15 protein-coding genes are annotated in these 11635 nt (G+C 70.3%); 10 read left to right on the top strand and 5 right to left on the bottom strand.

The features are described from left to right. Both K2X24_RS20855 and K2X24_RS20860 read left to right on the top strand, forming a co-directional pair. A partial coding sequence (locus K2X24_RS20855; protein WP_292500707.1) for a hypothetical protein occupies window positions 1–909 on the top strand: 909 nt, incomplete at its 5' end. 73 nt (window positions 910–982) lie between these two features. Further along, the gene (locus K2X24_RS20860; protein WP_292500708.1) at window positions 983–1789 is read left to right on the top strand and encodes an SH3 domain-containing protein; all 807 of its coding nucleotides are present in this window, start codon (window positions 983–985) and stop codon (window positions 1787–1789) included. Between the two features lie 83 nt (window positions 1790–1872). Here the strand turns inward: K2X24_RS20860 and K2X24_RS20865 are convergent, their stop codons facing one another. Continuing rightward, window positions 1873–2088, bottom strand: coding sequence for a hypothetical protein (locus K2X24_RS20865; RefSeq protein ID WP_292500711.1), 216 nt, complete (start codon window positions 2086–2088; stop codon window positions 1873–1875). 225 nt (window positions 2089–2313) lie between these two features. Here K2X24_RS20865 and K2X24_RS20870 point away from each other — a divergent pair, with 225 nt between their 5' ends. The 7 genes from K2X24_RS20870 (at window position 2314) to K2X24_RS20900 (ending at window position 7541) form a co-directional block, all read left to right on the top strand. Continuing rightward, a complete protein-coding gene (locus K2X24_RS20870) occupies window positions 2314–2562 on the top strand; it encodes a hypothetical protein (RefSeq protein WP_238279525.1) in 249 nt (82 codons plus the stop codon). 278 nt (window positions 2563–2840) lie between these two features. Further along, the gene (locus tag K2X24_RS20875; RefSeq protein WP_292500732.1) at window positions 2841–3668 is read left to right on the top strand and encodes a Crp/Fnr family transcriptional regulator; all 828 of its coding nucleotides are present in this window, start codon (window positions 2841–2843) and stop codon (window positions 3666–3668) included. A 64-nt stretch (window positions 3669–3732) separates the two neighbouring features. After that, complete coding sequence (locus K2X24_RS20880; RefSeq protein ID WP_292500716.1) at window positions 3733–5703, top strand: HWE histidine kinase domain-containing protein; 1971 nt, start codon at window positions 3733–3735, stop codon at window positions 5701–5703. Between the two features lie 37 nt (window positions 5704–5740). Continuing rightward, a complete protein-coding gene (locus tag K2X24_RS20885) occupies window positions 5741–5872 on the top strand; it encodes a hypothetical protein (protein WP_292500718.1) in 132 nt (43 codons plus the stop codon). Between the two features lie 70 nt (window positions 5873–5942). Continuing rightward, window positions 5943–6734, top strand: a complete 792-nt coding sequence (locus tag K2X24_RS20890; protein WP_292500720.1) for a heme ABC transporter permease — start codon at window positions 5943–5945, stop codon at window positions 6732–6734. Window positions 6735–6792: 58 nt separating this feature from the next. Beyond that, window positions 6793–6945 (top strand): heme exporter protein CcmD, encoded by a 153-nt coding sequence (ccmD, locus tag K2X24_RS20895; protein WP_292500733.1) that lies wholly within the window; start codon window positions 6793–6795, stop codon window positions 6943–6945. Beyond that, window positions 6942–7541 (top strand): DsbE family thiol:disulfide interchange protein, encoded by a 600-nt coding sequence (locus K2X24_RS20900; RefSeq protein WP_292500723.1) that lies wholly within the window; start codon window positions 6942–6944, stop codon window positions 7539–7541. The genes ccmD and K2X24_RS20900 overlap by 4 nt, the downstream gene beginning before the upstream one ends. Before the next feature lie 25 nt (window positions 7542–7566). Here K2X24_RS20900 and K2X24_RS20905 read toward each other — a convergent pair whose 3' ends face one another. After that, the gene (locus K2X24_RS20905) at window positions 7567–8202 is read right to left on the bottom strand and encodes a Crp/Fnr family transcriptional regulator (protein ID WP_292500725.1); all 636 of its coding nucleotides are present in this window, start codon (window positions 8200–8202) and stop codon (window positions 7567–7569) included. Between the two features lie 255 nt (window positions 8203–8457). Continuing rightward, on the bottom strand, window positions 8458–8688 hold the full coding sequence (locus K2X24_RS20910) for a hypothetical protein (RefSeq protein WP_292500726.1): 231 nt from the start codon (window positions 8686–8688) through the stop codon (window positions 8458–8460). Window positions 8689–9114: 426 nt separating this feature from the next. On the opposite strand from K2X24_RS20910, the gene K2X24_RS20915 reads away from it, so the two are divergent. Next, window positions 9115–9831, top strand: coding sequence for a Crp/Fnr family transcriptional regulator (locus K2X24_RS20915; RefSeq protein ID WP_292500728.1), 717 nt, complete (start codon window positions 9115–9117; stop codon window positions 9829–9831). A gap of 12 nt (window positions 9832–9843) precedes the next feature. On the opposite strand, the gene K2X24_RS20920 is transcribed toward K2X24_RS20915, so the two are convergent. Continuing rightward, entirely contained in the window at window positions 9844–10461 is a 618-nt protein-coding gene (locus K2X24_RS20920; protein ID WP_238280441.1) for a septation protein A, read from the bottom strand. Window positions 10462–10530: 69 nt separating this feature from the next. Further along, the coding region (gene ftsY / locus K2X24_RS20925) for a signal recognition particle-docking protein FtsY (protein WP_292500731.1) at window positions 10531–11635 on the bottom strand (1105 nt) is incomplete at its 5' end.

Here is an 11635-nt window from a genome sequence, read left to right on the forward strand (position 1 = left end):
GCGGGGCTGAAGCCCGGCACCATCCTGTTCACCGATCACCGCGACGATCCGGCCAAGCCCGAGAGCGGCCTCGTGCCGTATCTCGACTGGGGCAAGCTCCGCCCCGGCGAGCGCGCGGCGCTGGCGCCCCACCCGGCCTATGCCGAGCCCGACTATGTGCAGACCCTGAACGGTGTCGCCAAGCGCCGGCACGAGACCCTTAAGGTCTACGTGGCGCAGGGGCGCTTCGTGGTGGCCAAGGCCCCGGAACGCATCGATCTGGCCGCCTACGCCACCCTCGGCTTCGTGGCCAAGATGGACCCGGTGATCAAGCACAAGGGGCTCAACCCCGCCGATGCGACGCCGAACAAGGACCCGGCCGCCGCCTTCGCCAAGCGGCCGGACCGGCCCTGGTGCGAAACCGGCACCACCTGCATCGAATCCCGCTACGACCTCGAGGGCAAGCTGCCGCTTGGCGTCAAACTCGCCAACCGTCTGGAGGACGGGGCCACGAAGAAGATCGCCGAGTTCGTCGCGTTCCAGAGCGAGTTGCGCACCCTGCCCCCGGCGGAGATCGCCGCGCTCGGCAACCTCACGAAGATCGACACCCCGGTGACCGGCGGACTGGAGCAAACCATCTTCTGGGTCAACCAGATCCTGCGCTTCGGCAAGTTCCTGGCGGTGTTCCAGCCCATGCCGGGCGATCCGACCAAGACCGTGGTGACCACCTACATGGCGCTCGCGATCAAGGCCGACGTCCTCGACCGCAAGCAGGAATACGCCCGCGTGCCGGTGCTCAAGAACCTGCTCCCCGCACAGGTGCTGATGGGCAACTCGTCCTTCAACACCGGCACCTCGATCAGCGCCGGCCTGCCGACCTACGCCCGCAACCGGATGATCGCCTTCGCGGACGCGCTGGCGAAGAACTGAGTGTGCACGGGAGGCGCTTGAATATAACCTGAAGTTGATTGATCATCGCTCCGGTTGATGCGGGGGGATGATCATGGCGATCGTACGCGAAGACACGAAGGGCAAGATTCGGGACCTGCCGATCCACGACACCTTGCGGGCGGTCCTGATCGAGGCCGCGGATGCGGCCGGCATCGACGTGGTGCGGGTGACCTCCGGCGGGCAATGTCCGAAGGGCACGTGTCGCAAACGCACGGGATCGACACGGCACGACAACGGCTTCGCGGCCGATCTCCAACTTCTCGTGGACGGTCGCCGGGCCCTCGATTTCACGAAGACGGGCGATCGGGACATCGTCGCCGCCTTCGTGACGGCGGCGGCCGCCAATGGGGCGACCGGCATCGGCGCGGCGGTCGACTATATGGGACCGACGACGCTTCATGTGGGCTTCGGCACTTCGCCGCGGGACACGTCCCGGTTGGTCTGGGGTGCCGGCGGCGCCGCCGCCACCGCCCCGGGTTGGCTCAGGAAGGCGGCCCAGAAGGGGTGGCAGACGTCTCCGAGCGCCGTGCCGCGCGTCGCCTCGACATCCGCCGTCTCGGGGGCCGACCAGTATCGCGTGATCGCGCGCGGGGGCCTCAAGCTCCGGGGAGGGCCGGGCCTCGATTTTCCGATTCTTTCCGCGATCGATACCGGCACGGTGCTGACCGTGCTGGCCTTTGAGGGGCGCCTGAACGATTGGGCACGCGTCGATATCGAGGGGGACGGCCTCGTCGATGGGCACGTCCACCGGGCCTTCATCGCGCCGCTGAGCGCCTCGTCCGCGACGAATGACGATCTGAACGACGAGGATGCCGATCCGAGCGAGGCTGCCCCGGAGCCGGACGCGGACGAGGCCTGACGGGACGGCTTCCGGCCCCCGGCCACCGCAGGCGTGATGCCGCGGCGGTGCGGGCCGGGCGCTTCGGGGCGCTCGGTCCGCCTTCAGTTCCCGCGGTTCACGATCGAAGGCATCGAGGGCTGGGTGTACGCGCGGTTCACGTCGCGGCGGGTCTGGGTGCCGTTGGTGTCGTTGGAGCGGCGGTAGTTGCTGGTGTCGAAGGCGTCGGAGACGCCGCTGCGACCGCTCGGGCTGTCGCTGTTGCAGGCGCAGAGACCGCCGAGGAGGGCGGCGGCGAGGACGAGGGGGGCAAGGCGCATCGGCTGGTTTCCTGGTGTCGCGAGTGGACCCGTGGTGCTGCCGACGTCCTGCGCGCGTCAAGCGCAAGGCTAACGAATCGTCGCCGGTTCCTGGCGGAGTGATGTCACCGCGCCACGAATGCGCTCACCACCCTGGCAGGCAAGCGGCCTCCGGGGGCCGAAGATGTGGAATCCCACGGCCCGCAGGCTGGCGCTTTGGCGGCGAACACGCGACACATGGGGCCAATGAGCAACGTAGTCCCCTTCCTTCGACGCCCCGCCGCCCCGGCGGTCGTGGTCACCGACGTGGTGGCGGTCGCCGACGACCTCTTCGCGCTCTTGGAGCAGCTGGAGGCGGTGAGCGCCCGGGCCGCCGCGATGGGGCGTCCGGCCCGCGAGGTCGAGCGCACGGTCCAGAACCTTCTCGACGCTGTCACCGCCGTGGAGCGTGCCCTGGACTGCATCGGCGAGGGCGACGAGGCCGGGCAGGCCTGAACCCGGCCGGCGCGGGCCACGCGCCTAGCCGATGACATCACGTTACACAGTTCCCCCATCGAAAGAACAGAATCGTCTCACTTATGTCTACTTGTAGACAGACGGCTGCGCGGGCGATGCGCTAGAGGCCGAAGAGACAGACGGTGAACACGGCGCGCTCCATGGCTTCGGCCCAAGATTCCTCGGAAAGTTCCAAGGACGATTCGACGGAAGACCCGACGCAGGAGCCGGCTCGCGATTCGATGTTCTCTCCAGATCGGGATGTGGTCCCGGTCTCGATGTCGCCCCGAAACACCCCCGCATCGCGAATCATCCCCGTCCCGGGCAACCTCCTCCTCGACGGCCTGCAGCCCGAGGACCGGGCGCTGCTCGATCCCTACCTCGACTATGTCATCTGTGAGCGCGGCGAGACCCTGTTCGAGGTCGGCGCCTCCGTGCGGACGATCGCCTTTCCGTGCGATCAGACGGTGGTCAGCCTGATGGTGGTCATGCGCGACGGGCGCGGGGCCGAGACCGCCACCGTCGGGCGGGAGGGCGCCGTCGGGGGCATCGTCAGCAGCGGTTTCCTGCCGGCCTCGACCCAGGCGGTGGTGCAACTCGGCGGTCCCCTCCTGCGCCTGGACGCACACCGCCTGCAGGAGGCCAAGGCCCGCTCGCCGGCCCTGCGCAACCTCTTCACCCGGTACGCCGACTGCCTTCTGGCCCAGGTGCTGCAATCCGTGGCCTGCAACGCGCTGCACCCCATCGAGGCGCGCTGCCTGCGCTGGCTCCTGACCCTGCAGGACCGGATCGGGACCGAAACCCTGCCGGTGACGCAGGAGCTGCTCGCGACGATGCTCGGCGTCCAGCGCACCTACCTCACCCGCATCCTGCGCACCCTGAGCCGCCAGGGCCTGATCGAGGTCGGGCGCGGGCGCATCACCATGCGCAGCCGGCTCCAGGCGGAGGCGGCGGCCTGCGAGTGCCACGGCGTCGTCCGGCGCCACTACGAGGCCGTCCTCGGGGCGATCTACGGGGCCGACGGTCTGCTCCTGGCGGTCGAGCCGCCATCCGGCCGGTCCGGTTCGCAGGACCCCCGGGTGCTGGCCGCGCCCGAGCCGGCCTGACCGCCGCCCCGCCCCGCCCGACCCCGAGACCGGATTTTCGCCACCCGCCATGACGACGCCGGCCATGACGACGCCCGCCGCAGAGACGCCGCCCGGCACGCCGCAGGACGGGGCCGGTCCGGCTGCGGAGCCCGGCCGCCCCGGCGCCCCGGCCGGCGCCGCGCCGGTCGAGGACGTCCGATCCCCGCGCGCCGTCGAGGAACGCTACCGCCTCGCCGCGCGGGCGACCAACGACGCGATCTGGGATTGGGACCTCGTCACCGGCACCGTGCTGCGGACCGGGGGTCTGACCACCGCCTACGGCTGGGCGCCCGACGCGATCGAACCGACCGACGCCTGGTGGCGCGCCCGCCTCCATCCGGAGGACCGCACCGGCGTCGAGGCCGGCCTCCACGCGGCGATCACCGGCAGCGGTGACGCCTGGAGCCAGGAGTACCGCTTCCTGCGGGCGGAGGGCACCTACGCGGACGTGCTCGATCGGGGCCACCTCCTGCGCGATGCCTCCGGCGCGGCGGTGAGGATGGTCGGCGCCATGCTCGACCTGACGGAGCGCAACCGGGCCGCCGCCCAGTTCCGGGCGGTGTTCCAGGGCGCCAATATCGGCATCGTCCAGTTCGATCCCCGCAGCGTGCGGGCCTTCGCGGTCAACGCCAAGCTGTGCGAGATCTGGGGCGCGCCGGAATCCGAGATCCTCGCCCATTCCCTCGCCCGCTGGACGCCCCCCGAGGACGATCCCGAGCGGGAGACGCTGCACGCGCGCCTGGCCTCCGGCGAGACCCTGCAGTTGCGGCTGGAAAAGCGCTACCGGCGCCTGGACGGGCGCATCATCTGGGCCCGGGTCAACCTCGTCTCGCAGCGCCTGGGCAACGACGTCCACGCCACCGCGATGATCGAGGACATCACCGAGGAGAAGCGCAGCGACGCCCGCCGCGAGGCGCTGATCGCCCTGAGCGACCGCCTGCGCGACCTGCACACCCATGCGGACGTGGTGGCGGTCGCGGCCGAGAGCCTGGGGCGGACCCTCGGAGTCGTCCGCGCGGGCTACGTCCAGGTCGATCCGGGCGGGCAGATCGCCTCGATCACCCCGGACTGGATCGCCGAGGGGATCGACGCTTTGTCCGGCGCCGCAGGGTTGCCCGCGGCCGCGCGCTCGCCCCTGGCCGCGAGCGTCGGCCGCCTCGCGCGCGGCGCCATCCTCAGCGTGCCCGACATCGCCGCCGATCCGGAGGGCGTCGACGATCCGGCGGCTTACGCGCGCCTCGGCCTGCGGGCGGTGATCAAGGTGCCGGTCCTCAGACGTGGCCGGCTCGTCGGCATCCTCTACGTCCTCGACCGCGTCCCCCGCGACTGGAGCGCGGGCGAGGTCACCTTCGCCCGCGAGGTGGCCGAGCGGGCCTGGAGTGGCCTGACCCGGATCGAGGCCGACGAGCAGCAGCGCATCCTCAACCGCGAACTCAGCCACCGGCTCAAGAACACCCTGGCGATGGTCCAGGCCATCGCCTCGCAGACCCTGCGCAACGTCACCGACGTGGAGGCGGCCAAGGAAGCCTTGGCGGCCCGCCTCATCGCCCTGGGCAAGGCCCACGACATCCTGCTGGCCGGCGTGCATGAGAGCGCCGAGATGGAGGATGTGATGCGCGGCGCCCTCTCGATCCACGACGACCGTCAGCCCGGGCGCTTCCACTTCGCCGGTCCCCCCATCGTTCTCGGCGCGAAGGCCGCCCTGTCGCTGGCGCTGATGCTGCACGAACTGGCGACCAACGCGGTCAAGTACGGCGCCCTCTCGGTCCCGGACGGCCGCGTCTCCCTGGAATGGAGCCTCGTCCCGGAGCCCGCCGGTCCGACCGTCCGAATGGTCTGGTCGGAAGCGAACGGCCCGCCCGTGGTGGCGCCCGCGCGCAAGGGCTTCGGCTCCCGGCTGATCGAGCGCGGGCTCGTGGGCGCCGTCGGCGGCACGATCCGTCTCGACTACGCCCCAACCGGCCTCGTCTGCCGCGTGGCGGCCCCCCTGGCGGGGTTCCAGGCGAACGGCTGAGTCAGCGGCCGGACGCCCCGCCCCAGGCGCCGGGCGGGTGGACACCGCCTCCGGCGAGACCCGGATTGCGCGGGAACTCAATTTTCGCGGTGACAACGACGCGTCCCGGCAGCGGATGACGGCGTTCCTCGCCCGTGAGATCGCCGTGGCGGAGCGCACGAAGAACTGACCCGCTGCGGCGCCTTGCGCACAGGCCCCGCATTGCCGCCGCACCGCACCCTGGGGTAGAGGGCGGGACCATGTGGACTCGTCTCGCCCATCCCGGCCACTTCCTGCGCTGGACGCAGCCCGCGATGCCATGGCTCGCCGGGCTGTCGGCCCTGCTGCTGGCAGTCGGTCTCTACCTGACCTGGTTCGTGGTCCCGCCCGACTACCAGCAGGGCGAGACCGTGCGCATCATGTACATCCATGTGCCGGCGGCCTGGCTCGGGGTGTTCTTCTACGGCTCCATGGCGGTCTCGGCCCTCGGGACCCTGGTCTGGCGGCATCCCCTGGCCGACGTGGCGCAGCGCGCCGCCGCGCCGGTGGGAGCGGCCTTCACGCTGATCTGCCTCGTGACGGGGTCCCTCTGGGGCAAGCCGATGTGGGGCACCTACTGGGTCTGGGACGCGCGCCTGACCTCGATGCTGGTGCTGTTCCTGATCTATTGCGGCATCATCGCCCTGTGGCGGACCATCGAGGACCCGAACCGCGCCGCCCGCGCCATCGCGATCCTGACCCTGGTCGGGGCGGTGAACCTGCCCATCATCAAGTTCTCGGTGAACTGGTGGTCGACCCTGCACCAGCCCGCCTCGATCATGCGCATGGGCGGCTCGGCGATCGATCCGAGCATGCTTTATCCGCTCCTGGAGATGATCCTGGCCTTCACGGTGCTGGGCGTGACCCTGCACCTCGCCGGCATGCGCACCGAGATCCTGCGCCGCCGGGTCCGCACCCTGACTATCCGCGAGGCCGAGCGGCTCGACGACGGCGCCGCCTCGGCCCAGCGCCGGTCGGCGGCGCCCCTCGGCCGGGCCGTCCCGGGCCTGTGAGACCGGCCGCGCGACCGCCGATGCTCCACCCCATCGCCCGATTCACGGGAGTCGCACCCTGATGCTCGGACCCCATGCCGGCTTTATCCTCGGCGCCTACGCCTTCACTGCCCTCGTCGTCGGTTGGCTGATCCTGCACGCCCTGCGCGACCACCGGGCCCAGGCGCGGGCGCTCGCCGCCTTGCAGGACGGCACGGGGGAGCGCCCGTGAGCGGACCCCTGACGGAGGCGCCGGCCCCGGCCCGGCGCTCGCTGCTGCTCGTCCTGCCCCTTCTCACCTTCGCGCTGCTGGCGGGGATCTTCTTCCTGCGCCTGCGCTCGGGCGCCGACCCGGCGGCGATTCCTTCCGCGCTCATCGGCAAGCCCGCGCCGGCCTTCGCGCTGGCGGCGATGCCGGGCCTCAACGCAAACGGCGCCCCGGTGCCGGGATTGAGCCGGGACGACCTCCTCGGCCGGGTCACGGTGGTGAACTTCTGGGCCTCCTGGTGCGCGCCCTGCCAGATCGAGCATCCGCAACTCATGCGGCTGGCGCGCGAGCCGGGGGTGCGGCTGGTCGGCATCGACTACAAGGACACGGCGGAGAACGGCCGCCGGTTCCTCACCCGCAACGGCGTGCCCTTCGCGGCGGTGGGAATGGATACCGAGGGCCGCGCCGGCATCGATTTCGGGGTCTACGGCGTACCCGAGACCTTCATCATCGGTCCGGACGGCACCATCCGCGACAAGCTCGTCGGCATCGTCACGCCGGAGAACTATGCCGGCGTCCTGGACAAGATCCGCGCCGCCGGGGTCCCGGCCGCACGTTGAGCCGACCGCCCGGGGCGACCGTGCCTCAGGGGGCGACGCCGATCAGGCGCCGGTACTCGCGCTCGGGCATTCCATAGCTGCCGCCGGCGGCGGCCTTCAACTTCTCGCGGTCGAGGACCTCGACCTGCGAGCGGCGCGCCCTGATCCCGCCGGCGCCCTCCAGGCTGTGGATCGCCGTCGTCACGCCCGGCCGGCGCACCCCGAGCATCGTCGATAGGAACGCATGGGTCACGGGAAGCGCGTCCCCCGGAACCCGGTCGTGGCACATCAGGAGCCAGCGGGCGAGGCGCTCCTCGAGGGTGTGATTCCCGTTCGAGATGGCGGTGTCGGCGGTCTGGAGATGTGCCACGTAGGCGTAGAGGCTCAGGCAGCGCCGCAACGCGTCGTGCGCCTGGATCAGCCGCAGGAAAGCCACGCCCTCCACCCGGAGGGCTTCGCCCTCGATCTGCACGAAGGATTCGTAAGGCGTCCGGTCGACATCGAGGAGGAGGGGCACGCCGACGAAACCCTCCCGGCCCGTGAGGTTCACCTCGATCCTCCGGCCCCCCGGGGTGGCGGTCACCTCCGAGACGACACCGGATTCGAGGAAGTGGACATGGGTGATCGGCTGGCCGGCGGCGATGAGCACGTCGCGCCGTGCCAGGGAGACCGGCTCGGCCACCGCACGGACGGCCTCGTAATCCCGCAGATCCAGTGCGCCCAGAAGCGTATTCCGAACAAATCGCTGTGACGGCACCGACATGACACATTGCGGCTCAAGGGAGCAGCCGCGCAATGTTCTGCTGCTCGATGAATGGGACGGACGTCCCTCATAACCGGATCGACGTCTTGGGGAACCGGAGACGGGCCGATCTGTACTGAGTCGTACAATCGCGAAGACCGGGTTCAGTTCATTCCTGAACACATCCGTACGCGATCAGACACTCGCGAAGGGGATCGTGAGGAGGACCGTGCCGGTCTCGTCCGTGATCTCGAAGCTGCGCGCCTGCCAGGGGCCGGGCGCACCGTAGACGTTTGGCCGTCCCAGGATGTCGTTGATGATCTCCAGGGCGAGTGTCCGGGCTTCGTCGAGGTCCGGGATGTCGTCCCCGTCGGGGTCGGCGATCAGGGCGTCGTTGTCCCTGATGTTGAGGAAGTATCGAGGCATGAGCGTCTCGTCCGGCGCGTCCCGGGCCGATGCCGCCTCGCGCGCGAGCCGAACGGCATCGCTTGAGCGGCAGGCGCCGCTCTCCTTACGTCCCCCGGGTCGAGCATAAGGCGCAAGACCCAGCGGCTCAAGCGCCCGGCCCGGTACCCCGTGGGCCCTCCCTGAGCCCGCGGAAATGGCGTGGGGCCTGCGCGGCCGGTGGCGGCGTCACCAGCGAGGTCTTTTCTCAAATTACCCCAGTATTGAACCTTACGGTTGTGATGGGTTTGTTGAGAAGATTTGTTCCGTACGCTAGCGGACTAAAGTGTACTGAGGCATTCTCTTCACAACGCTCGGCCGATGTGTCATGTCCGCTGCGTCGCCCGAGACGGATCGGGCCGCGGGTGATGATGCGTTCGGAGTCCCGCCCGTGAGATCTGCGGAGTCGTGACGTCGTTCCCCATTCAGACTGACATCCGCAACCACTTGCTGCGCACGCTGTGCGCAGCCGATTTCGACCGTCTGCGCGCGCATCTCGTGCGCTGCTCGTTCGAGCAGGGCGCGGTCCTTGAAAGCCCGGGGGAATCCGTGGCGGCGGTACACTTCCCCGAGCCCGGCATGCTGTCGCTGGTGGCCCATGCGGTCGACGGCACCAGCGCCGAGGCGGGCATCATCGGCCCCGAGGGCATGACGGGCCTCGTCCTCCTCAACGGGGTGGATGCCTCCCCACACACCATCCTGGTCCAGGTGCCCTGCCGGACCCTGCTCATCGAGGCCGGCCCCTTCCGCCAGGCCCTGGACGCCAGCTGCACCCTGCGCGAACACCTGCTGCGCTATGCCCAGGTCTTCTCCGTGCAGCTGGCCCAGGGAGCCCTGTGCAACGCGCAGTTCACCATCGAGCAGCGCCTGGCCCGCTGGCTCCTCATGTGCCACGACCGGGCCGACCGTGAGGACTTGCCGCTCACGCACGAATTGCTGTCGCAACTGCTCGGCGTGCGCCGCGCCGGCGTGACCACGGGCCTGCGCGTCCTCGAACTCTCCGGTGCCCTGAAGACCCGGCGCGGCGGCATCAGCATCCGCGACCGCGCCGTCCTCAGGACGATCGCGGGGGCCTCCTACGGGGTGCCCGAGGCTGAATACGCCCGCATCCTCGGCGGTTCCTGAGGGGCCCGCCGCTCAGGCCGAGCCGGCTCCCGGCTCCTTGCGCTCGTGGCGCATCAGCAGGGGCGTCTGGGCCAGCGCGAAGGCGATGGTCAGCGGCATGATGCCGAACACCTTGAAGCTGACCCAGAAATCCTCCGTCTGCGTGCGCCACACCACCTCGTTGATGGCCGCCAGCACGAGGAAGAACACGCCCCAGCGGAAGGTGAGCTTGCGCCAGCCATCCTCCGTGAGGGTGAACATCGAGTCGAGCACCACCGAGAGCAGGGACTTGCCGAAGGCGAGCCCGCCCAGCAGCACGAGTCCGAACAGCGTGTTCACGATGGTGGGCTTCATCATGATGAAGGTCTTGTCCTGCAGCGCCAGGGTGAGGCCGCCGAACACCACCACCACCACGCCCGACACGAGCGGCATGATCGGCAGGCGCCGCACCAGCGCGTAGTGGATGCCGAGCGCCACCACCGTGGCGACGACGAACACGCCGGTGGCCACGAACAGCTTCTGGTCGGGATGCACCCCGAGGCGCTCCGCGTAGGCGTTGCCGAAGAAGAAGACCATCAGCGGCCCGAGCTCGAGGGCGAGCTTCACGAGGGGCGGCAGGTGGCGGTGCGGGGGGACGGCTTCGATCTGCATGGGGTCCATCATAGAGGGTTCCGGGCGGCGGCCCGCCGCGACACGGCGCTTCAGGGGGCGAGGGGCGCCTCAGCCGGCGTCCAGGCCCGCGATGGCGCGGGCGAAGTCGCGGGCCGCGAAGGGCTCCAGGTCCTCCACCCCCTCGCCCACACCGATGAAGTGCACGGGCAGACCGAACTTAGCCGCCAGCGCCACCAGGATGCCGCCGCGCGCCGTGCCGTCGAGCTTGGTCATGACGAGGCCGGTGACGTTGGCCGCCTTCGAGAACAGCTCGACCTGACTGAGCGCGTTCTGGCCCACCGTGGCGTCGAGGACGAGGAGGACGGCGTGGGGGGCCTGCGGGTCGATCTTCCGGATCACCCGCAGGATCTTCTCGAGTTCGGCCATCAGCCCGGCCTTGTTCTGGAGCCGGCCGGCCGTGTCGATGAGGAGGACGTCGGTGCCCTGGGCCTTGGCCGCCTCGTAGGCATCGTACGCCAGGCCCGCCGCGTCCGCTCCTTGGGCGCGCGCGATCACCGGGGTCTGCGTGCGCTGCCCCCAGACCTTCAGCTGCTCGATCGCCGCGGCCCGGAAGGTGTCGCCGGCGGCCAGCATCAGGGAGTGCCCCTCCGCCTTGAGCTTCAGGGCGAGCTTGCCGATGGTGGTGGTCTTGCCGGCTCCGTTGACCCCGATCATCAGGATCACGAACGGCTTCTTCGACGTGTCGATGCGGAACGGGATCGCCACGGGGATAAGCGCGCGCTCCACCTCCGCCGCCAGGATCTCGCGGACCGCATCCGGCGAGATGCCCTTCTCGTAGCGGCCCTTGCCGACGGCTTCCGAGATCCGCGTCGCGGTCTCGATGCCGAAATCGGCCTGGATCAGGGCGTCCTCGAGTTCCTCCAGGGTGTCGGCGTCGAGCTTGCGCTTGGTGAAGAGCCCCGTGACCCGCTCGGTCAGCGCCGTGGAGGTGCGCCTCATGCCCCCGGTGAGGCGGCTCCACCAGCCGCGCTTCGGCTCCTCGCCCGCCGCCTCGGGCTCGGGCATGAAGATCTGCGTCGAGACCTCGGGCTCGGGTTCCGGCACGGGCTCGGGGGCCGTCTCGGGCTCGGGGGCCATCTCGGGCACGAAGGCGGGCTCGGGCGCGAAGGCCCGGGTCGTCGTGTCGGCGGCCTCGGCGCCCCGGCCCGGGTCG

The sequence above is a fragment of the Methylobacterium sp. genome, assembly GCF_019750675.1.
GTDB lineage: Bacteria > Pseudomonadota > Alphaproteobacteria > Rhizobiales > Beijerinckiaceae > Methylobacterium.